23 protein-coding genes are annotated in these 23,623 nt (G+C 27.8%); 1 reads left to right on the forward strand and 22 read right to left on the reverse strand.

Going from position 1 to position 23,623, the window contains the following annotated elements:
* Nucleotides 1-187: 187 nt before the first annotated feature.
* From BUB01_RS12450 to BUB01_RS12555, 22 genes are all read right to left on the reverse strand, one after another.
* Nucleotides 188-628 carry a tetratricopeptide repeat protein gene (locus BUB01_RS12450; RefSeq protein ID WP_072988083.1) on the reverse strand — a complete coding sequence of 147 codons (441 nt, stop codon included), beginning with the start codon at nucleotides 626-628 and terminating at the stop codon, nucleotides 188-190.
* Between the two features lie 361 nt (nucleotides 629-989).
* Nucleotides 990-1,745 (reverse strand): DUF5050 domain-containing protein, encoded by a 756-nt coding sequence (locus BUB01_RS12455; RefSeq protein WP_072988087.1) that lies wholly within the window; start codon nucleotides 1,743-1,745, stop codon nucleotides 990-992.
* 203 nt (nucleotides 1,746-1,948) lie between these two features.
* Nucleotides 1,949-2,983: a ribonucleotide-diphosphate reductase subunit beta gene (locus BUB01_RS12460; RefSeq protein WP_072988090.1), complete on the reverse strand. Its 1,035-nt coding sequence runs from the start codon at nucleotides 2,981-2,983 to the stop codon at nucleotides 1,949-1,951.
* A gap of 21 nt (nucleotides 2,984-3,004) precedes the next feature.
* Nucleotides 3,005-5,236: a ribonucleoside-diphosphate reductase subunit alpha gene (locus BUB01_RS12465; RefSeq protein WP_072988093.1), complete on the reverse strand. Its 2,232-nt coding sequence runs from the start codon at nucleotides 5,234-5,236 to the stop codon at nucleotides 3,005-3,007.
* A gap of 242 nt (nucleotides 5,237-5,478) precedes the next feature.
* Complete coding sequence (locus tag BUB01_RS12470; protein ID WP_072988096.1) at nucleotides 5,479-5,835, reverse strand: arsenate reductase family protein; 357 nt, start codon at nucleotides 5,833-5,835, stop codon at nucleotides 5,479-5,481.
* Nucleotides 5,836-5,854: 19 nt separating this feature from the next.
* On the reverse strand, nucleotides 5,855-6,328 hold the full coding sequence (locus BUB01_RS12475; protein WP_084108729.1) for a GNAT family N-acetyltransferase: 474 nt from the start codon (nucleotides 6,326-6,328) through the stop codon (nucleotides 5,855-5,857).
* Nucleotides 6,329-6,356: 28 nt separating this feature from the next.
* Entirely contained in the window at nucleotides 6,357-7,559 is a 1,203-nt protein-coding gene (locus BUB01_RS12480; RefSeq protein WP_072988103.1) for an alanyl-tRNA editing protein, read from the reverse strand.
* Nucleotides 7,560-8,169: 610 nt separating this feature from the next.
* A complete protein-coding gene (locus BUB01_RS24060) occupies nucleotides 8,170-8,406 on the reverse strand; it encodes a CPBP family intramembrane glutamic endopeptidase (RefSeq protein ID WP_072988105.1) in 237 nt (78 codons plus the stop codon).
* A gap of 77 nt (nucleotides 8,407-8,483) precedes the next feature.
* A complete protein-coding gene (locus tag BUB01_RS12490) occupies nucleotides 8,484-9,422 on the reverse strand; it encodes a DUF4097 family beta strand repeat-containing protein (protein ID WP_072988108.1) in 939 nt (312 codons plus the stop codon).
* 5 nt (nucleotides 9,423-9,427) lie between these two features.
* Nucleotides 9,428-10,084 carry a permease prefix domain 1-containing protein gene (locus BUB01_RS12495; RefSeq protein ID WP_072988110.1) on the reverse strand — a complete coding sequence of 219 codons (657 nt, stop codon included), beginning with the start codon at nucleotides 10,082-10,084 and terminating at the stop codon, nucleotides 9,428-9,430.
* 2 nt (nucleotides 10,085-10,086) lie between these two features.
* Complete coding sequence (locus BUB01_RS12500; RefSeq protein WP_072988113.1) at nucleotides 10,087-10,419, reverse strand: PadR family transcriptional regulator; 333 nt, start codon at nucleotides 10,417-10,419, stop codon at nucleotides 10,087-10,089.
* A gap of 265 nt (nucleotides 10,420-10,684) precedes the next feature.
* Nucleotides 10,685-11,062 carry a hypothetical protein gene (locus BUB01_RS12505; RefSeq protein ID WP_072988297.1) on the reverse strand — a complete coding sequence of 126 codons (378 nt, stop codon included), beginning with the start codon at nucleotides 11,060-11,062 and terminating at the stop codon, nucleotides 10,685-10,687.
* Between the two features lie 30 nt (nucleotides 11,063-11,092).
* On the reverse strand, nucleotides 11,093-11,440 hold the full coding sequence (locus tag BUB01_RS12510) for a hypothetical protein (protein WP_072988116.1): 348 nt from the start codon (nucleotides 11,438-11,440) through the stop codon (nucleotides 11,093-11,095).
* A gap of 204 nt (nucleotides 11,441-11,644) precedes the next feature.
* Nucleotides 11,645-14,275, reverse strand: a complete 2,631-nt coding sequence (gene adhE, locus BUB01_RS12515) for a bifunctional acetaldehyde-CoA/alcohol dehydrogenase (RefSeq protein WP_072988119.1) — start codon at nucleotides 14,273-14,275, stop codon at nucleotides 11,645-11,647.
* Between the two features lie 445 nt (nucleotides 14,276-14,720).
* Nucleotides 14,721-15,986, reverse strand: a complete 1,266-nt coding sequence (locus BUB01_RS12520; RefSeq protein WP_072988122.1) for an ABC transporter permease — start codon at nucleotides 15,984-15,986, stop codon at nucleotides 14,721-14,723.
* Nucleotides 15,967-17,217 carry a hypothetical protein gene (locus BUB01_RS12525; protein WP_072988125.1) on the reverse strand — a complete coding sequence of 417 codons (1,251 nt, stop codon included), beginning with the start codon at nucleotides 17,215-17,217 and terminating at the stop codon, nucleotides 15,967-15,969. The genes BUB01_RS12520 and BUB01_RS12525 overlap by 20 nt, the downstream gene beginning before the upstream one ends.
* Nucleotides 17,204-18,091, reverse strand: coding sequence for an ABC transporter ATP-binding protein (locus tag BUB01_RS12530; RefSeq protein ID WP_072988128.1), 888 nt, complete (start codon nucleotides 18,089-18,091; stop codon nucleotides 17,204-17,206). The genes BUB01_RS12525 and BUB01_RS12530 overlap by 14 nt, the downstream gene beginning before the upstream one ends.
* A 34-nt stretch (nucleotides 18,092-18,125) precedes the next feature.
* Nucleotides 18,126-18,941 (reverse strand): hypothetical protein, encoded by an 816-nt coding sequence (locus tag BUB01_RS12535; RefSeq protein ID WP_072988130.1) that lies wholly within the window; start codon nucleotides 18,939-18,941, stop codon nucleotides 18,126-18,128.
* Nucleotides 18,922-19,485 (reverse strand): RNA polymerase sigma factor, encoded by a 564-nt coding sequence (locus tag BUB01_RS12540; protein WP_072988133.1) that lies wholly within the window; start codon nucleotides 19,483-19,485, stop codon nucleotides 18,922-18,924. The genes BUB01_RS12535 and BUB01_RS12540 overlap by 20 nt, the downstream gene beginning before the upstream one ends.
* 227 nt (nucleotides 19,486-19,712) lie before the next feature.
* The gene (locus BUB01_RS12545; RefSeq protein WP_072988136.1) at nucleotides 19,713-20,042 is read right to left on the reverse strand and encodes a YbjQ family protein; all 330 of its coding nucleotides are present in this window, start codon (nucleotides 20,040-20,042) and stop codon (nucleotides 19,713-19,715) included.
* Between the two features lie 132 nt (nucleotides 20,043-20,174).
* Nucleotides 20,175-22,028, reverse strand: a complete 1,854-nt coding sequence (locus BUB01_RS12550) for a sensor histidine kinase (protein ID WP_084108732.1) — start codon at nucleotides 22,026-22,028, stop codon at nucleotides 20,175-20,177.
* Nucleotides 22,006-22,698 (reverse strand): response regulator transcription factor, encoded by a 693-nt coding sequence (locus BUB01_RS12555; RefSeq protein WP_072988139.1) that lies wholly within the window; start codon nucleotides 22,696-22,698, stop codon nucleotides 22,006-22,008. The genes BUB01_RS12550 and BUB01_RS12555 overlap by 23 nt, the downstream gene beginning before the upstream one ends.
* A 225-nt stretch (nucleotides 22,699-22,923) precedes the next feature.
* Here BUB01_RS12555 and BUB01_RS12560 point away from each other — a divergent pair, with 225 nt between their 5' ends.
* Complete coding sequence (locus BUB01_RS12560; RefSeq protein ID WP_072988142.1) at nucleotides 22,924-23,622, forward strand: ABC transporter ATP-binding protein; 699 nt, start codon at nucleotides 22,924-22,926, stop codon at nucleotides 23,620-23,622.
* The last annotated feature ends 1 nt before the right edge of the window (nucleotide 23,623 follow it).

The following is a 23,623-nucleotide window of genomic DNA, read 5'->3' on the forward strand; positions in this document are numbered from 1 at the left end:
TATAGTAGGCGAGGTGATTAATTTTCTTGTTTCATAACAAGCTTCAAATTACAGAAAATTAATTACCTCTCCACCATAAACTATTAAGTATTTCTAAAATTAATATATCACAACCTATAGTATTACATAATAAAAAATATGTTTCTTAAACTCTTCCCTATTAGCCTATAAGTTCTTGCTTTCCTTTTTACCAACCACCTTCTGGCTCCTCTAACTTTGATTTAATAAAATTTAAATATTTTTCATCCTCCTGAGCGAATAATTCTTCTCCCTCTATAATAAATGCACGGGCAAGTTCATCAGCCGCTCTATCATACTCTTCAAGCTCATATTGACATTGTCCTAATCTCAAATGTATAAAAGGGTTACCTATTGCATTTGGACAATGCATTACAGCTATTAAATTATCCCTTCCAGCCTCATAATTTCCCATAAGGAAATCAGTATCTCCTATAGCCGTTAAAATCCATGTTGCAGCATCCCAATTAGTTTCAGGTTTTGGAAGCAAATCCAATGCTTCAAAATATACATTTATTGCCTCTGAATATTTTTTCTTCTCAGCTAGCCTATCTCCTAACATACATAAATCAGTTATTTTTTTATATATTTTATTCGGTAATTTATTCATTCTATCTCCTTCCCCTTGTATTAGCATACTAATTTTAATTTTAATAATATCATAATATTTATAACTCTATATATTTACAACTACTTTTCAATATAAAAACCATATACTTTCTTTATAATATTTCATGTCTATTTCATAATTTTATCTACATTAAACTAAAATACATTCATTTAAATAAATTAAATTTATATACTAAAATTCTATAACAAATTCCATTTAAACTCAATTCTCAACTTATATTGTAAAAAATACATAAGATAAAAATTAAAAATAAAAGTGTATCAAAATTAAATTTAAAATTAATCACGATACACCTCATACTTTAAAAATTACATAAAATCACTTGTAATAAAATCTTACTCTATTTCACTTCTTCTACAGCTCCAATTTGATGTTTATTATACTTCGTAGGCACTGTTGCTTGCATTGTTTTACCTTTATCATTGTACGTATATACAACAAATTCTTTATCAGCTTTTTGAAGAATGGACCCTTTTTCTTTAGATATCTTTGTTAAGCCCGTCCCATTAGTTTTTATTGTAAATACTTCACAATTTTTATCAAAATATATATCATCTCCTACAACACAAAGCCTAGCAGTGTCTGCATCCGATAATTTTTTACTTTCTCCTGTTCCTAAGTTTACTTTATAGAGAGACTTTAATTCTATTCCATTACTTCCTTCACTAGCAGATATGTAATAAAGTGTATTCCCATCTATGTTATAATCCCAAATAGGTTCCGTCTTTACTTTAGTTTTATTAGATTTATCTGAATTAGTTTTATATAGATAATAGCCTTTCTTCTCATATATCCACTTTTCATTTTTAGCTACAGATTTACTATTCTTTGTTGTATCCGTTTTTTTTGCAGTTGTAGCACTAGCTTCTTTGTTATCACTTTGATCTACGTCTGATTTCTCTGAAGCACTACTATTATCTTTCACTTCCTCATTACTAGTACCTCCATCAGACTTTTCATTGTCTGCAAGCTCAGTACTATTATTAGATTCTTTTTTTGAATCTACCTGCTTTCCTTTATAATGTACCACTCCAATAATTATGCCAATAATACAAATTAAAGGTACTGTAATTAATAATATTTTCTTCTTTTTCATATGTTTTTCCTTTCTTTTGTTTATTTTACATTTAATATAATAATATCATCATAAATAAAAAACATCAAATTCCTGCAAAAAACTCCACAACTAGCTAATCTTATTATTAGTGACTGATAAAAATAGAAATGGTATCTATATTATATAAAACAAGGAGTATATCAGTATTGAATCTTAATTCAATCTGATACACTCCTTCTATTTTATAGGTCATCTATTAAGGCTCCAGCTTTAGCATAAGCGGTTGACTTTGCTTCGAAAAAATCAGTTTTGACCGAATTTGCATCTGCATAAAAATCTACCCATGTTGCTGGATTCTTGTCATGTCCTTCATATAATCTTTCTAAACCTATTGTTTCTAATCTTAAGTTTCCTAGATACTTTATGTAATCTTCTATCATCTTTTTGTTTATACCTTGAATATTATCCCCTATTACATAATGTCCCCAAGCTATTTCGTGTTCAACACCTGTTTTCATCATATCTCTTAATTCTTCTATTATTTCTGGTGTAAATATTTCTGGTTCTTCTTTTTTAAGTTCTCTTAGTATATTTCTAAATAACCAAAGATGTGTATTTTCATCTCTATTTATATATCTTATTTCTTGAGCTGAACCTGGCATCTTTCCATTTCTCTCAAGATTATAAAAGAACATAAATCCTGAATAAAAATATATTCCTTCTAGAATATAATTAGCCATTACCGTCTTTAGAAAATTTCTTGTATTAGGCTCTTCTACAAAGTTATTGTAAAGATCCCCTATAAATTTGTTTCTTTCTAGTAACCTAGAATCATCCTTCCATTGAAAAAGTATTTCGTTTCTTTTCTCTGGTGAACATATAGTATCTAACATATAACTATAACTTTGTGAATGCACAGCTTCTTGAAAAGCCTGAATAGTAAGACATAAGTTAACTTCAGAAGCTGTTATATAATTATTTATATTACCTAAATTTGCAGTTTGTATTGAATCTAAAAATATTAAAAATGATAATATCTTATCGTAAGCTGTTCTTTCTTCAACACTTAGCTTTTGATAATCTTTTAAATCTTGCGCTAGATTTATTTCTTCTGGTATCCAAAAATTATTCATTGCTTGTCTGTACCAGTCTGAGACCCAGCCATATTTCATGTTGTTAAAATCATTAAGATTTGTTGTATTACCATTTATCATTCTTTTTTTAGCAGTTTCAGTATCACCAAATTCATTAAATAAAGGTTTTTTATTTATATCCATATATATACTCCTTCTCATATTTTATGCTGAGCAACTCTCACAATCCCCAACTGTTAGTGACTTTGAACGTACATAGTAAATACTCTTGACCCCTGCTTTGCATGCTTCTATATATAAATTCATTATTTGTCTCATTGTATATTCAGTAGTTATATAAAGGTTGAAAGATTGACCTTGGTCTATATGTCTCTGCCTAACTCCATTTACCTTTACACACCATGCCTGATCTATATTATAAGCAGATATATAGTACCAGAAATTATCCATAGATAGATTAGGCGCAGTCTTAGGAATTATACTTCCTTTCTTTTCTTCAAGCCAGAATCTTGACATAACCGGATCTACACCTTCAGAAGTTCCAGCTATAGTTGCTGTAGAACCATTAGGTGCTACCGCAAAAAGATACCCATTTCTCATACCATATTCGGCAACTTCTTTTTTAAGCTCTTGCCAAGCTGTGGATTCATAACCTCTTATCTTAAAATAATCCCCAGTTTGCCAATCTGAGCCTTCAAAATGTGGATAACTTCCCTTTTCTTTAGCTATATTTAAGCTGGCCTTTATTGCATAAAAATTTATTTTTTCATAAACTTTATCTGCAAACTCTAAATGTTCATCTGTTGTCCAACCAATTTTATTATTTGCAAGCATATGATGATAACCTGAAGTTCCAAGGCCAACAGCTCTATATTTCTTATTAGTAACCTCTGCAAATGGCACTGAATAATAATTTAAATCTATTACATTATCCATAGCTCTTATTTGTGTTTCAACTATATACTCTAATTCTTTATCATTATTAACATCTACATTTCCAAGTACAACTGAACTTAAATTACAAACAACAAAATCTCCTGACTTTGTTTTTTCAACTATAATCTTATCTCCATTATTATCTTGAATTTCTGTAGTTTCTATTTCCATAGGACTCATATTTTGCATTATTTCTGTACAAAGATTTGAAGAATATATCATACCCTTGTGTTTATTAGGATTTGTCTTATTTACTGTATCTCTATAAAAAGCAAATGGTGTTCCAGTCTCTGCTGCACTTTTTATAATAAGTCTAACTATATCTTTAACACTCATTACTCTTTTTTCTATTCTATCATCCTCTACACACTCATAATATCTTTTTTCCCACTCTTCACCATAAAAGTCTTCTAGTGAATAACCTTTATATGTTCTTATCTCATGAGGGCACATCATATACCAATTAGCATCTATATCTGATTCTGCTAATCTCCAAAATAAATCTGGGTAACAAAGACCTGGAAATACATCATGTGCCTTTTTTCTGTCATCCCCATTATTTGTTCTAAGTTGTAAAAACTCCGGTATATCTTTATGCCATGCATCTAACCATATGGCCACAGAACCATTTCTAACACCTAACTGATCAACTGCTATAGCTGTATCATTAAACAACTTAACCCATGGAATAACTCCACCTGAGGCTCCTTTAAAACCTCTTATAGATGAACCTAAAGCTCTTATCTTACCAACATATATTCCCATTCCTCCACCAAACTTCGAAACTTTAGCAAAGTTATCTAAAGATTTATATATGCCATTTAAGCTATCATCTACCGTATCTATAAAACATGAACTTAATTGGTAAAAAGGCTTTCTAGCATTTGACATGGTTGGTGTAGCCATAGTCGCCTTTATTGAACTTAACACATCATAAAACCTTTTAACCCAAGAAATTCTATTTTCTTTCTTTTCTGGTATTGCAAGATGAAGTGCTATTCCCATAAACATTTGTTGTGGAAGTTCAAGAGGTTTTCTATTAAAATCTTGAATTAAATATCTCTTTGCTAAAAGATTAATCCCACTATAAGTAAATAAAAAGTCTCTATCCTTATCAATAACTTTTTCTAGTTCATTAATTTCTTCTTCTGAATAGTTTTCCAAAATATACTTCCCATATAATCCTTTTTCAGTAAGCTCTACTACAAAATTATAAAGATTGCTATAAGGATCTTCTCCTTTATTTAATCCTCTATTTTCCCTAACTTTATCATAAAGATTATAAGTATAAAGTTTTGCTGCAGCATATTGCCATTTCGGTTCTTCCTGTGATGTAAGCTCCAAAGAAACTTGTACTAGAGAATTAATAATTTCTCTCTCAGTCATATTTTCTCTTATTATATGTTCAAGTGTATCTTCTAATTTTTCAGCAGTATAAAGTCCTTCATCATCCTTTATATCTAAAATAGCATACTTACAAAGCTCTTGTATTCTATCCATTTATTTTCCCCTCTCCACAACATCTAGTATCTATATATTGATTATCATCATCCATCCCACAATATATTGTCGTGATAATTATACTTATTTATCTTCCATTTGTAAAACGTAGTTTTTTTTAAATTAGCTAATTAAACACCATTTTTGTATACTTTATTTAATTTTTTGTAATAATTCTATAACCCTTGGTTATAACTTTGAATCTAGTTATGCGCCAAGGGTTATTATTATTTTTATATTCTTTATTTAACACTTTGTTCCCATTGTTCCTCTTTAAAACCTACTAAAACAATATCATCCTTAACTATAATAGGCCTTTTAACTAGCATACCATCTGTAGCTAATAATTCTAACAATTCATCTTCTGATGCTTCTTTAACTTTATCTTTAAGGTTCATTTCTTTATATAATCTTCCACTTGTATTAAAAAATTTATTTATAGGTAAACCGCTTTTTTTATACCAAGTCTCAAGCTCTTTTCTTGTTGGTTTTTCTTCTACTATTGGCCTATCTATAAAGTCTACCCCCTTCTCTTGTAAAAACTTTTTAGCCTTTCTACATGTTGAACATTTTGCATATTCTAAAAATAAGTAACTCATATATTCCTCCATAATGTTATTACTCTAATTCCTTATTAATTCTCTCTAATATTATAGTCCTTTTGTAAAAACCATATTTTTCATAAAAACCAAGAGCATTTTCATTTCCTACTGCAACACCTATAATCTTAGTTTTAGCATTATTCTCATTTTGCCAAGCTAATGACTTTGTAATAAGTTCATGTCCAAGCCCTAGTTTTCTATAATCCTTCTCGATATATATGGATGATAATTCTCCAATTAAATCATTATTTACAGTACTCATACAATATCCTATATATGAATCTATAATTTTATCCTTAATTAAATCTATATTTACCTTTAAATTATTATCATTAATAACTTTATTCATTCTAACTTCAAAGGTCATATTTGTAAATTTCTTTTTAAAACTAATTGTTTTTTCTAAATGATAATTATTTAACTTGTTCCACAAAGGTTTTACATTATCTAAAAGTTCTATCCCTCCATTAATAAATTCAAAACTCTCCATATACACTCCCCCAATTATATATAAATAATTATCCTAATAAATTCTTAATCTTCATAATCGCATAGTCCATAAGTGAATTTAAATTACTACTATTTTTCCCCGCTCCTTGCGCTGCAAAATTGCTTCCGCCACCCCTTCCATCAATTAACGTTATAGCATCTTTCAACAAATCATTCATACTTATTCCTTTTAAATTCTTAGAACACATAAATACAAGATTCACTTTATCCTCATTTATACTAGCAAATAATACTACTGCTTTATTTTCATCAACAATCTTATTTGCAATCTTACTTATATACTTTGTATCTTCATTTTCATACACATTTTTAATAATTAATGCTTCTCCAGCCATCTCAGCTTCTTCTACCATAGTTTTTATTTCATAATCACCAACTATAGCTTTTATCTTTTTATTTTCCATATATAAACCTTTATTTGTATTTGATAAATTTTGTATAGCCTTTATAGCATCTTCACTACTACAATTCAAATATCTACATACCTCTCTTGTAAAGCTATCCTTATCAAAATAGTCTTCTATGGCTCTACCACCTGCTACATACTCTATTCTGGTAGCTCCTTTATGCTTTTCCCATCTCCTTATCTTTATAGCTTGAAGTTCTAATGTAGAATTTGGATGAACACCGCAACAAGCATTTATATCTAAATCCTCTATAACGACTACTCTTATTTGTTCATTCGTTTTTGGAAGAGCTCTTCTTAATCTTATTTTTTTAAGTTCACTCTTGGTTGGTGTTAAAAATTGTACATTTAAATTTCTTCTTATCACATCATTAGCAGCCTTTTCTGCCTTTCTAATAGTCTCTTCTGTTAATATACCTTCTATATCTACAGTACTTATTTCCTTCCCCATATGAAATCCTACTGTATTCGCATTAAACATAGAAAAGAAACATCCTGAAAGTACATGTTGAGCTAAATGTTGTTGCATACCATCGAATCTATTCTCCCAATCTATAGAAGCTTTAACTTTATGTATTCTATTAGGCTTTTTATCCATTACATGATAAATGACACCATCTTCTTCATAAACCTCTAATACTTGTAGTCCATCAATATGGCCAACGTCTTCGTGCTGTCCACCCCCTCCTGGAAAAAATGCAGTTTTATCCAAAACAACATGGAATTTACCATCTGCCTCTTTAACCTCTTCTATTTCACAAACAAAATCTTTTATATATTGATTTTCATAATATATCTTTTCCATAACCTACTCCTTGATTTATATTTTAAATGGCTTATTTTAATTATACTCTTTATAAAGATATTTTCATCCCTTATCTATGTAAAGCTAATTTTTAACAATATGAAACCAAGTTAAACATATACTTACTAAAATTGATATAAACTAAAAATTATGTTTTCTCTATCATTTTAAAGCATTCTTATTCGTAGTAAACCACTTTTATTTAATCCATACCTCTATTTACTATATATATTTTTTAAAAACATATATAATAAATACACCTACTTGATAAACTAAAAATAGGATTCAAAGATATTGAATCCTATTTTTCTTTCTATATTCTAATTATTAATTATACTTTTTGTCTGCAGAATATCTTTTATTATCAATGGATTATCTGTAGTTATATTTACCCAGTTTTTCTTAACGTATAAAATTATTTTTATTAAACTATATACACATAAAATATAACCAATAAACCTATAAATATTACTACTTTTAATTATATTCAGAGGGGTTATTATTGTATAAATATTACCTATAATATGCGTAATTATACATATTATTATATTGTTATATTTCAAAAGAAATACAGCATTTATAATGCCTAATGCTAATGCAGCTATTGAATTTATCCCTTCCTGAAAGTGTAATATAAAAAAACTGCTGTAGAAATAATCACTGATATTTTTACTCCTTTTTGAGTTTTTGCTCTTGAAATTATAAGTCCCCTAAATATATATTCTTCAACAATGGGTGCAATAAAAATTGTAAAAGGAAAAAATAATATTACGAGAAGAATCTGTTCAAAAGTAACTTTTCCATCATTAATAGAATTATCAACTTTTGAATAACTATATATAAACATTAACCCTTGTTTAAGCAAAAGAAAATCTAGTATAACTAACCCAATTTCTTTTACATTTTTTTATTTAACCTATTATTTTACTTTTGATAAACCTTTATATCGCCTGAATTAGCGCTCAGATTTATCTCTTTATAAGGTCCATTGCCAAGCTTAGCTGTAGCTCGATTTTTCTTTTTACTACTATAACTCACATCAAAATCTGTACTTATATCACCAGAGCTACATTCCGCATAGAAATTAAAACTTATACCCTTAGGTATATTTACTTTTATATCGCCTGAACTTGTATGGGCTTTTAATCTGTCACCCATTTCCTTATAGTCTATTTTTATACTTCCAGATGATGCTTCTAATTCTCCAGAACCAGAAAGTGTACCTACTACAATGTCTCCAGAAGAAGTTCTAAGATTATATGATTTTGTTACCAAATCCTCTGGCCTAATACTACCTGAACTAGTTTTTAAGTTAACATCATTAGCTGTTATAGTTTTTCTACACTTAAAATCACCTGAACTTTGATAAGATATAAATTTATCTAAATTAAGATTATCCATAACTTCTATATTACCTGAGTTAGTTTTTATATCTAAACTCTTATTATATTTTTTAGGTATAGAAAGTTCTATTTTATTATCAAAACTTCCAAAAAAGAAAATATTAAATACCTTTTTAAAATTTCCACTCTTTATATTAATAGTATTTTCATCCTTTGAAAAAGTAAATTTCTCATCTTCACTTAACTTATTGCCAGACTTTTGAACCACTTTAACATTATCATCATCTGTTAATGATATTATTATATCATCACTTGAAAAATCTAAATTAATATTGTCACATTTATCAAGCTGTATAATTTCTTCCTTTTGAACAGATGTAGCTCCATTTCTTAAATTAATACTAAAAAAGTTTCCACCTCGTCCTACGCCATTTGAAACTCCATAAATCAAAATACCTATAAGAAATATTATAACAATAACCCATATCGTAATATTTATTATCTTCAAATTCTTATTCATATGCTTTACTCCTTAATTTGAAAAATTAAAGTAACCACTCTTTCTACTGCAAAACCTATAAAAAATATAATCCACGAATAAGCCCAACCGTGAAATGCAAAACTAAAAATAAAATACGCTATTAACGTTAAAGTCCAAACTAATGATTTTACAGATCTTAAAATATTATTTCTTTCTGTATTTGCAGACTTCCATTCTTTAAAATCTTCTACCATAGTATTATCTGCCTTTATATATTTAGGTCTAGAATTAGCATTATATATTATAAGCCCTGTTGCTACAGCATCTATTGTAAGCATTAAACACACTGAAATTTCTCCAGATACATCAAATAATGAAGTACATAATATTAAAACCACAACACTCATTATATAAAGACCTACTGAAATTGATAAAATCAATGCTGATTTCTGTTTATCCTTTTGAAGTTGTTCATAATTAAAAACATCACTCTTATTAAGCCCTCTTATAAGTTCATCTATATCCCCTACTCCAGCAATTGCTTTTTTAATAGCTTCCTCTTCATTCTTACCACCAGCTATTAAATCATTATATCTATCTATAAGATTTGCTAACACTTCTTCCTTAAGTTCATTTGCTCTAGAAGTTTTCGGTGCGTTTTTGAAAAGTTCATCTACCTCTCTATTTAACTTCTCATACATTTTTAATCCCCTCCATTAATTAATTTGTCTATTAACAGTTTAGATTCATTCCAATCATTCTTATTTCTTTCTAACGCTAAAAGTCCGAGTTTTGTTATAGAATAATATCTCCTTCTAGCCCCAGTTGTCTGATCCCCCCAATATGATGTTATAAGTTCAGCTTGCTCAAGTCTCCTAAATGCTGAATACAAAGTAGCCTCCTTCAATTCATACTTATTATCAGTTTTTTGTTGTATGACTTTATTAATTTCATAACCATAACTATCATTCTTAGCTAAATTGGCTAGAATTATAGTTTCTGTATGCCCCCTTATTATGTCGGAAGTTATAGACATTACCTCATCTCCTAATTAGTATTTTTTACTATTTAAGTATATACTATCATTTATATACTTCGCCTGTCAATGTATATAGATTTAAAAAGTATATATTATTAAAATATATACCAAAATAAAAAGTGAACTCTTTAAGAATCCACTTTTAAAATAACTTTTTAATTCCATTTTGATAAGTACTATACTTTTATCCTCACCATTTATACTAAATAATATTTAATTACTTTATTTTTATTATTTATAAATGAATTTTAATCTTACTACATTACTCTAAATGCTTAAGCGCATTCTTTCCAAGATTCCACTTCATAAAAACATTTATATCTTCTATTGCATCAATAATTCTCCATCTAAACTCTACATTTTCTGATAATTCTCTAAGAATAATAGGTTTTACAATATGTTTCTCTAGCTTTCCTTTAGTTCTTGCTATATATGCTAAACCTAATACTGCATTAGCTCGTACAGCTGAGTCCTCATGCTCAGCTAACTTCACACAAACATCTTGTGCATATTTCCATTTTTTATTATATTGTCCTACTGATAATGAAAGTGTTAATAACTCTTCTACAATTCCATTTTCTAATATTTTTTTAATTTCATCATCAGTTAATATATCTAAAGGTTTATATACTCTCTCCATTTCTTCCTCCATATATAATATTTCCACTTACTAATCCTCATCATGATACCACCAATAATACTTCAATGAATCTGCAAATTCATTCATCACTTCAACCAACTTCCCACTTTTTAATTTTAAATGTCCGTCTCCCTTAAATTCTATATTTACCTCTTCTCCTTTAAAATATATTATCCTAGTTCCGTAACTTTCTAAATTTAAATATGTTATATAAGAATCTTCATACCATTCTTCTAAATAATTAAAAACAGAAGAATCTATTTTACAATTTATAACTATATCCTGTTCATTAAATTCCCCATGACTATTAATAAAATCTATAAATTTCTGCTTATTTTTTATATCTATCATCATTACATAACTATAATTCAAACTCATATTTATCTCCTCATTCATGTTAGCATAATATGTTCTTTCAATCTTGGCTCATACCTAACTACAATTATCTTTGCGTTTATTTTAACATATCTAACATACCATTTTTTACATTTTATCAAAAGAAGGTTGTTAATTATGAGTTATGATTCATGTAAAAAAAGAAGGCAGTTTATTTCAAACTACCTTCTTATCCATTAAAACTTATTATTTTTTCTTGTTGTCTTTTTTAACTTCTTTAGCTTGAGCTTTTACACCTTCAAAAGTATTTACATACATTTGTTTTATTTCGCTCATTAATGGGTATCTTGGGTTAGCACCTGTACATTGGTCGTCAAATGCTTGTTCAACCATTTCATCCAATGAAGCATAGAAGTTTTCAGCAGTTACGCCAGCTTCTGCTATAGTTTTAGGCATGTTAACTTTAGCCTTTAATTCATCTATAGCTTTAACTAATAATTCTACTTTTTCTTCTTCAGTTCTTCCACCTAAACCTAGGTAGTCAGCAACTCTAGCGTATCTCCAAGCAGCATTTGGATATTTGTATTGTGGGAATGCAGCTTGTTTAACTGGAGCATCTGTAGCATTGAACTTGATTACTTCATTTATTAGTAATGCATTAGCAGTACCATGTGGTATGTGGTGGAATGCTCCTAATTTGTGAGCCATTGAGTGGCAAACTCCTAAGAATGAGTTTGCAAACGCCATACCAGCTATTGATGAAGCATGAGCCATTTTTTCTCTAGCTTTAATGTTAGTTGTTCCTTCATTGTAAGCTAATGGTAAATATTTGAATATTAATCTTATAGCTTCTAATGCCATACCGTTAGTGTATTCTGATGCTAATACTGAAACGTAAGCTTCTAAAGCGTGAGTTAAAGCATCTATACCTGATGCAGCAGTTAAGCCTCTTGGCATGCTCATCATAAGTTCAGCATCTACTATTGACATATCTGGAGTTAATTCGTAATCAGCTAGTGGGTATTTGATTCCTGTTTCTTCATCTGTTATAACAGCAAATGGAGTAACTTCTGAACCAGTACCAGCAGATGTTGGTACAGCTACCATCATAGCTTTTTCACCCATAGTTGGGAACTTGTAAACTCTTTTTCTTATATCCATGAATCTCATAGCTAAATCTTCAAATCTAACTTCTGGGTGTTCATACATAACCCACATAATCTTAGCAGCATCCATTGGAGATCCTCCACCTAATGAAAGGATAACGTCTGGCTGGAAGCTTAACATTTCTTTAGCACCTTGTTTAGCTGCTTTTAATGTTGGATCTGGTTCAACATCTGAGAATATTTTGTAAGCTATTTTGTATTCATCTAATACATCTGTAACTTTTCTAGTGTATCCTAAATCAAATAATACTTTATCTGTAACTATGAATACTTTCTTCTTTTCTAAATCGTGTAATTCTTGTAATGCAACTGGTAAACAACCATATTTGAAGTAAGTTTTTTCTGGAACTCTAAACCAAAGCATATTTTCTCTCCTTTCAGCAACGCTCTTAACATTTATTAAGTGTTTAGGACCTACGTTTTCTGAAACTGAGTTTCCACCCCATGATCCACATCCTAATGTTAAGGATGGTGATAATCTGAAGTTGAATATATCTCCGATAGCTCCTTGTGCTGCTGGCATATTTATTAATGTTCTAGCAGTTTTCATCGCAGCTCCAAATTTAGCTACTCTGTCTTTTGATTTGATTTGGTCAGTGTAAAGTATTGAAGTATGTCCAAATCCACCTAATTCAACAAGTCTGCAAGCCTTAGTTAAAGCTTCATCGAATGATTTAACTTTGTACATTGCAAGTACTGGTGATAATTTTTCGTGTGAGAATGGTTCTTCAAGTTCTACTGATTCAACTTCTCCAACTAAAACTTTAGCTGTTTCTGGAACTACTACTCCAGCCATTTGAGCTATTTTAAATGCTGATTGTCCAACGATATCTGCATTTAATCCGCCTCTTCCGTTTAATATAACTTTTCTTACTTTGTCTACTTCTTCACCTTTAAGGATGTATGCTCCTCTATCAGCTAATTCTTTCTTAACTTCATCATAAACTGAATCTATAACTACTATACTTTGTTCTGAAGCACAGATAACCCCGTTATCAAATGTCTTAGAAAGTAATATTGAGTTTACAGCCATTTTTATGTGAGCTGTTTCATCTATTATAGCTGGAGTATTTCCTGCTCCAACCCCTAAAGCTGGTCTTCCTGATGAATAAGCAGCCTTAACCATTGCAGGACCACCTGTAGCTAGTATTATATCTGATTCTTGCATTACGTTTTGTGATAATTCAACTGATGGTTCATCTATCCATCCTATTATTCCTTCTGGAGCACCAGCTTTAACAGCAGCATCAAGAACTATTCTAGCAGCTTCTATTGTAGCTTTTTTAGCTCTTGGATGTGGACTTATAATTATAGCATTTCTAGTTTTTAAAGCTATTAAAGTCTTGAATATAGCTGTTGATGTTGGGTTTGTTGTTGGAACTATAGCCGCTATAACTCCTATTGGTTCTGCAACTTTAGTAATACCAAAAGTACTATCTTTTTCAATTACTCCACAAGTTTTCATATCTTTGTATTGATTATATATATATTCAGCAGCAAAGTGATTTTTTATAACCTTATCTTCTACTATTCCCATGCCACTTTCTTCAACTGCCATTTTAGCAAGTTTGATTCTTGCATTGTTTGCAGCCATAGCAGCTTGTCTAAATATTTCATCTACTTGTTCTTGAGAATAATTAGCAAATATTCTTTGAGCTTCTCTTAACTTTTCAATTCTAGCTGTTAATTCCTGAGCGTTTGTTACTAACATACTTATTCCTCCTAATATATAAAAAATAATAAACAATTTACTTGTTATTTTTTTATCAATCTTGATTATGATTTAATTTTATTTCATTGTTTAAATTTTGTCAAACTGTTTTTTTACTATTTTTTTAATATTATTAAATCATTATTAAAAAGTAGCTAAATATGTCTTTTTATTAAAAACAGCCTTAATAAAATAGATTTTTTTTATAATTTTTAATATTTATATAGTGTTTTTTTTCTATTTTTAATAATATTTTTTTAGATAAAAGAAAATATTTCTTTTAAAAAGTAATATTTTAAGCTTTTAATTTCTTTTTCTAAACTGATAAAATATTAACAATGTCGAATTTAAACCTTTTCAGATATTTTAACTTAAATACACACCAAAGAATAATAGGCTTAAAATATATTAGTATATTATGTTTTCATATAATTTAACCATATTCTTACTTGAATTTTTTAACTAAATAAATTAATCTACTATCTTCACTATAATTCCCACACCTCTTATTTGAAATCCTTATCAGAAAATATAGTATAATCATTATTTGAAGTATACTTAAACAAATTATAAATAATTCATACTTTATAGGTTGACCAAATAAATTACTTGTAGAAAAAAAACTATAAATCTGCATAGCACTAATAATTTTGTTAATACTTAAATTTCCTATACACTTTTGCCATGAATATTTTATTAAAATAGTTAAAATAATAGGGATAGCATACATAACCACTATTATAAAACTTGTTGTTATTGATGACTTACTAATATTAGAAATTATCATAGTTATAAAAGCTAATAATATCGTTCCAGTTATAGTTATAATAATACTTCTAAATAAAAATTGTCCTATTGTAAGTTTATAAGGAGAACTCCAAAAGCCATATAGACATTGTATAGGTGCATTAACTCCATCTAGTCCATATAAAATGCCATTAACTAAAATATTTATTCCGCTAAGCATTAAAACTACAACTATTGAATAAATAATAACTGCTCCAACCTTAGCAAAAACTGCCTTTGTTCTTCCATTTTTACTTGCCATTACTATTTGATAAACATTATCTTCATAATCACTTGCAAACACAGATGATACTCCTAATATTATAAACAAAACTATTAAATATGGAGTTAATTTTTCATAATTGACTACTATCATGTTCCAACCATCACAATAATTAAATTCTCTTTGCATAACTTTTTTATACATACTATTAGCTAATATTTTATTTTTATATTCAAACTCTTCATCTTTTTTATTTTTCTTTAAGTTATCTATTTCTTTAGCAAGTTCTTTCATACTATAAGGTTCAAAATCAAAAACTCTCCCTTGAATAAACCTACCTTCTACATCAATAAATGGTTTATCAGCTAATTTTACAAAATCATAAATTGCAATTAACATCGGCTTACTTTGGGCAGTATATTCCAATTTAATATTTCTTTTAATATTTTTGCTTTTATCTGAATAATCTTTATCCTCTTCACCTTGCAACTGGCTTTTTATAATTGTATCATTGCTGTTTATTTTACCTTCATGTTTTTTAAATTCTTGCTTTAATTGTTCTATGCTACCATAATTTTTATTTATATAATCTAGCTCTCCTTTATAATATGGTACATAAATTATAAGTAATATCAAAACAAATGCTATAAAAATTCTCTTTCTGCAAAATATTTTAAATAATTCATTGCGTAATAGTTCCATATTTCTTACCCCTACCAATAAAACAACTTTTATTTTCAATACTTCTAATAAGTAAAAACACTAATACAATTAAAAGTACTACTCCATAAATAATCATAAACATTGGATATATAACAGGCCTTCCTAAAATATTTGCAGAATAATAATACTCAAATATATTGTTAGGTAAAATAAATTTATTAATACTTAAATTTACTATTGCTTTTCCCCATGAAGCTCTTATTCCAAAAAACTCCTTTATAAATATAGGAACAAACGCTAAACTTCCTAATACAATGAAAGTAATCATTGAAGATTTAACCTTATTTGATACAAGTAGAATTAATACAGATAATATTATAGCTCCTAATATACAAATAATTAGATTTATTAACCAAAATTCTATTATACTAAATTTATAAGGCGAAATTGAATAATCATCTAAGCATTGAATTGGTGCATTACCATTCCTAAGTCCGTATATAATAGCTGCTATTATAAGTGAAGATATCTTAGTCACAATAACTACAAAAATAGAATATATTGAAGCAACTAAAAATTTTGATATTACCCATACTTTCCTACCATTCTTAGTTGCTAAAATAATAGGAGCTATTTTTTGCTTATATTCTGCCGAAAACATAGGCGATACCCCTAATAAAATTATTACAACTATTATAAAAGCTTCTTCAAATAATTGACTTTGGTTATTTACCAGATTCCACCCCTCAACAAAATACACTTTTCTATCCAATACTTTGTTGTACATATTATAAGCTTTATTTTCATTTTTATATTCATATGTTTGTTCTTGTCCTTTTTTCTTTGTCATTTCTAATTTTTCTTTTAAGCTTTCAACTTCATAAGCTCTAAAATCAAATGTATTACCTCCCCTATACCTTCCTTCTATATCCTTAAACGGATTTTCTTCAATTTTTGCAAAGTCAGATATAGCTATTAATATAGACTTTCCTTGTAATGAATACACTCCAGCCAAGTAATTATATAGATATTGATTTTTATCGTTATTACTTTCTTTAGCTATCTCAAGATTATTAAATATTTTATCTATATTTTCTCTATAATTAACTACATCACCCTCATAACTTTTTAATTCTTCATAACTTATATTTTTATTGTTTCCTATCATAAAAAAGGTAAATCCATTAATAAATACAATTAATGATATTAAGGCTATTATAGGTCCTTTTCTAGAAAACATTTTAAATAATTCGTATTTAAAAACTTCCATAACAAGCCTCTTCCTTTCTTTTAAAATAATGCACATAAACATCTTCAAAATTAGGTTTAACAGCTTTTGCACCTTCAATTAATTTCTTATCGTTTACTATTCTGACTTTTATCTCATCATCCATTCTCATAATATTCACTATTTTGTACTCTTGTTCCATTCTGTCTAAGTCTTTTTCTGTTATAATAACCTCCCAAACCTTTCCTTCTAAATCATATAATAGCTCTTCTCTATTTTTACACGCTATAAGCTTTCCATAATCTATCAGTATTACCTCTTTTGCAATAAACTCTATATCCGATACTATATGAGTTGATAATATAACTATTCTATTCTTTGAAATATGAGAAATTAAATTTCTAAATTTTATCCTTTCATTAGGATCTAGCCCCGCTGTTGGCTCATCCAAAATTAAAATTTTAGGATCATTTAATAGAGCTTGTGCAATCCCTAGTCTTCTTATCATACCTCCAGAGAATTTGCTTATCTTTCTCTTTCTATCAGTTTCTAGATTAACTATCTTTAATAATTCATCTATTTTTTCTATAGCTTGGTTTTTATTAATTCCCTTTAATGCCGCTATATATTTCAAAAATCTTTCAGCCGTAAAGTTCTTATAATATCCCATATCCTGCGGAAGATATCCTAAGACTTCCCTATACCTCTCTTTTAATAAATCTTTATTTACTCCATTAAATAATATCTCCCCATTAGTTGGTTCTAATATATCTACTATCATTCTCATTAATGTTGTTTTACCAGCCCCATTGGGTCCAAGTAATCCATATACCCCTTCTGTTAATTCTAACGAAAAGTTATCAACCGCAACTTTATCTGAATATTTTTTACTTAAATTATTTATTTTAATCTTCACAATTTGCCTCCTTATAATCAATACATAATTTAATTCAAATCATATCCCAATCATTTGATTCTTTATAAAAATAGTTATTAGATTTAATAAAATTCTTAAGTAATAAAGTAGCTACTCCAATAGCTATACATATAAATAATACATATATCCAAGTATTTAACTTAATAAGCATGTCTACTGCTATACTATTACTAAAAATTACTGAAACTATAATAGTCCAAATAGCTATTAGTAAAATAGCAACCTTATTACTTCTAACTTTCTGTGCAATTATAATAGAAATTAAATTTATCCAGCAAAATGTTATTAACCATAGTACATTTATCTTCGCAAACTCTATACCTCTAATATTTGTATATAGCATTACTGACATAATAATATTTAATATAATATTAAATATTGCTATTATTAGGATTTTTGATATTACTATTTCTTTGAATGATATTTTAAAGCTTGCCTCTAACTCACTCATATTATTTTCTATTCCTTTGAATATCTCAATTAATCCTAAAAGAAATGGAATTGGTGTACACGACATAATTGCCATATATGGATTAACATCAAATTTAATAGCTAGTATATAATTAAATAAAAATATCATAAAACTTATTGTTAAATAACATTTATTAATATAACTAATATTTAAATTAGCTATATCAACTAATCTAATTATTGTATTTTTAAAACTCTTTTTCTCTGGTACATATGTATATAAAGATTCTATACAATTATTTATCTCTTCATCAGAGGGCATCTTATCAATAGTATATTTATCAAGCTGAGTGCAAAGCTCATCTATTTCTTCCGCTGAAATTTCAATGAAATCAAATTTATTTTGAAGCTCTTTCATATAACTTTTCACCTCCAAATATTTTTTTTAGTTTGTCAACTCCAAGCCTTAATCTTGATTTAACCGTCGACTCATTTGTTCCAGTTATCTCACTTATATCCTTTATACTCATATCATTATAATATTTAAGTATTAGCGCTTCCCTTTGAAGCTCTGGCAAATTCATAATCGACTCTTTAACAACTCTTCTATCTTCATTTTTTTCTATTAGATTTATAATATTGGTCTCTTCATGTTCCTGTATTATTTCATCTGTTAAAACATTTCTCCTAACATAAGCACTTTTAAAATAATCCTTACACGCATTAAGAGCTATAGTGATAATCCAATTTTTAAAATTTCCTTTATTACTTTTATATGAATTTATAGAGACTAGCATTTTCATAAAAGTCTCTTGAGTTAAATCTAATGAAACATGATAGTCTTGTGTATTTCTATATATAATTGAAAATACTAATTTATAATTTCTATTTACTAAGACTTCCATTGCACTTTTATTTCCGTCAATTATCTCATTAACTAATTGCTCATCTGTTAAAGTCACTCGTATTCCCCCTCTCTGTTAATTAATACGACATAGCTTTTCGTTAAGTTTAATTTTATATAAATTTTTTATTTTTTTATTTTATCTATACATCTCACTTATCGGAAACTATGGTTTTTTTACCTCTACTAAACTTTTCTATAATAAGTTGTCCACTATTAAAAATAATCTAAAGAAAAAAAGTGAATTCATTGCTGAATTCACCATTTCTAATAATTATACTTTCTTTATATCTTTTCAACCCTAACAGCTGTTCCATAGCATAAAACCTCTGTAATACCTTGTGACACTTCATTAGCATCATATCTTACTCCTATTATAGCATTAGCACCATGTTCCTCTGCATGCTTTAGCATAAGTTCAAAAGAATCTTCTCTTGCACTTTCACAAAGTTCAGTATATATCGTAATATTTCCTCCTACTAAGCTTTGAAGACCAGCACCAATATTACCAACTACACTTCTTGATCTAACTATAATACCTCTTACTATCCCAAGATTTTCTACAATTTTATATCCTTCAAGATTAAAGGTTGTTGTAACCATATTTTTATCCATAAACAATATCTCCTTGTAATTTTTATACAAATTTTAACATTAACACTCTTTACCGTCAATTGTATTTGTATAAATTTAATCTAAATTTAAGATTGTAATTTATACACTAACTATTATAATTAAAAATATTTTTTAGATAGGTTTCATTAACACTATATAAACCTTAAACATATCTCCCTCTCTTTCTACTTTTATCTTTCCATCGTGAAGTTCTATTATACTTTTTGCTATGGCAAGCCCCAATCCAGAACCTTCTATTTCTGAATTTCTAGATTTATCCCCTCTTACAAAACGTTCTAAAACTTCGTTTTCTTTAAACTTCATTTCATAATTTGCTACATTTTTAAAGCTTATAATTACCCTTGTTTTTGTTTCTTCTACCTTTATGTATATCCTTGTATTATCTAATGAATATTTTATTGAATTTGAAACTATATTTTGAAACACTCTAGACATTCTATATCCGTCAACTTCCATTATTATCGATTCAGGTGCCTCTACATTAAAATCCAATTCTTTTCTATCATCAGTCATCTCACCTATACTTTGATAAAGTAATTGGATTATATCAACCTCTTCTCTATTTATTTCAATTTTCCCTGAATTCATCTTAGATATTTCAAACAAATCATCTATTAATTTTTTAAGCTTATTAGATTTATTTTCTACTACTTTTATATAATCGCTTCTTTCCTCTTCTGTTATATCATTTCTTTTTAGAATATCTACATAATTTATTATAGAAGTTAATGGTGTTCTTAAATCATGTGATACATTAGATATAAGCTCAGTCTTTAACTTTTCATTTTTTATTCCATCTTCAATAGAATTCTTATATCCTTCTTTTATCTCATTTATTCCAGATACTAAGGCTTTTAATTGATTATCCTTAGGCTGATCTAAAGATAAATTCATATCACCTGATTTTATTTGGTTTAAATCTTCAATAAGTTTTTCCATCTCATCATATTTTGTTATTACTTTGTACATATATCTTAATATTATATAAAATATAAATATAGCTGTCGCTATACCCTTATTTAAATATATTCCTATCACCATATCTATTCTCTGCGCTCTATAAGGTGTATAGATAAAGAATATATAAATAAACCATCCCATAAAAATTATTATATCCAAAACTGTGATTCTAATTCTTTTTATTACTATTGGTATTCGTTTGACACAAGCTATAAATTCTAAAATTTTAAGATATAAAAAATCTTTTGTTATAGCACTTTTTAAGCTTCCCTTTTTATTTTTTATATAATAAAAAATCCACTTTATTATAAGTAATATGTCTATTAACATTAAAACAATCGTAAGCGTCAACATTATCTTCAAATAGTTTATTTCTGAATCATAAGGTTCACATCTTGAAAAATATACTTCAGTATAATTTGATAAAGTCTCTTTATCAAGATTAGCAACTTCGCCCTCATAATAATATTGATATTTAGGATTATTCTCAATAAGGTAATTAAATGTATCAACATTATTTGCCAAATAGTATTTTACATTATCAGTTTTACAAAGCTTTTCTATTACTTGTATACCATCCTGACCCTTTTTTATATCATCATCTAGCCACTCTCTGTTAGTAAATGTTTCTTTAGTTTTATTATTTATTATGAGAACTGCAACTCTATCGCTTATATATTCTGGATCAGTTAATATCTGCCTTTTAAATTTTTCTTTAAAATATTTATCCTCTAAATTTTTAAACCCTTTTGTATTATAATAAATTTTGCCACTTATACCTTGAGAAGCTTCTCTCAATCTTTTTAATTTATAATTATCAGAATCAAATAGCATTTTAGTAATACTTTTATAATCACTATATCTTCCATTATATCTCACATTATCAATTAAGGTTGGTATTATTTTTATAGTTAAAACTAAAATTACAACTATCTCTATTAAATATAATTTCTTAAAAAATCCCTTGAATCCTTTCTTATCTTTATTTATCCATTTTGTATCCAATACCCCACACCACCTTAATATATTCAGGCTCTCTAGGATTAATCTCTATCTTTTCTCTCATTCTTCTTATGTGGACAGTTACTGTATTCTCACTTTTATAAAATGGTTCTTCCCACACTTTTTCATAAATCTCTTTAATAGAAAAAACTCTACCTGGATTAGATGCTAAAAGAAGCAATATTTTGTATTCTGTAGCTGTTAGTCTCACCTCTTCTTCCCTTAATAGCACTCTTTTATCTACAGTATTTATCCTAATATCTCCATTCACTATTTCACTCTGATTTTTTTCGATATCTAATGGCTTATCATATCTTCTAAGTTGAGATTTAACTCTTGCGACAAGTTCTAGTTGATTAAATGGTTTAGTTACATAGTCATCAGCTCCAACATTTAGTCCTAATATTTTATCACTATCTTCACCTTTTGCTGAAAGCATTATTATTGGAATATTTTTAGTCTCTCTTATTTTAAAACAAGTCCTTATACCGTCTAATCTAGGCATCATAATATCTAAAATTATTAAATGTATTTTTTCTCTCTCTAGAACTTCTAATGCTTCAACACCATCTTGTGCCTTTATAACCTTTAACCCTTCACCTCTTAAATAAATATCTATTGCATCTCTTATTTCCTTTTCATCATCTACTACTAATATCTTAAATTCGTCCATAACTTTCACCTCATTTTAATCTTCTATCCTAATTCTATAATAAATCTAAAAAATTACAAATGCTTTAATAAAATTATGACAAATTTATTAAGAATTAAAATGTTAATAAGACAGTACCATTTACCAAATATTAAAAATTTCTTAAATAAATACAAACCAACTATAATCCCCCATTTTTAATGCTATAATCATTGATATATTATATGATAATATCGGAGGTTTCTTATGTTAGAAGTTAATAATCTTAATAAAAAATATAATAAATTTTTTGCTGCTAAAGACTTAAACTTCACAGTTAATAAAGGTGAACTTGCCATCCTAGTAGGACCTAATGGCGCTGGTAAATCAACCACTCTAAAATCAATAGCAGGTCTACTAAAATATGATGGAGAAATAAAAGTATGTGGTAAAAATAATAAAAGTATAGAAGGTAAAAAGTTATTATCTTATGTACCAGAACTTCCAGCACTCTTCCCTCTTCTTTCTATTGATGAACATATTCACTTTATAGCTAAAGCATATGGTATATCAAATTATGAAAATTATGCTGATGAATTATTAGAGAAATTTGATTTAAAAGATAAACGTGATAAATTAGGGCAAGAACTTTCAAAAGGTATGCAACAAAAGGTTAGTATTTGCTGCGCGCTTATTACAAAACCTAAAGTTATATTATTTGATGAGCCTATGATTGGTCTTGATCCTAAAGCTATAAAAGAACTTAAAAATATTCTTATAGAACTTAGAGATTCCGGTGTCTCTCTATTAATTTCAACTCATTTACTTGATAGTATGGATGGAATCTGGGATAGAATATTAATTATGAAAAATGGAGAAATAATATTATCCAAGAATAAATTTGAATTTGATAATACAGAGGAATCCTTAGAAGACATATTTTTTGAAGTGACGGAGGACAAGTAGT

Source organism: Clostridium cavendishii DSM 21758 (genome assembly GCF_900141845.1).
Classification (GTDB): Bacteria; Bacillota; Clostridia; order Clostridiales; family Clostridiaceae; genus Clostridium_AG; species Clostridium_AG cavendishii.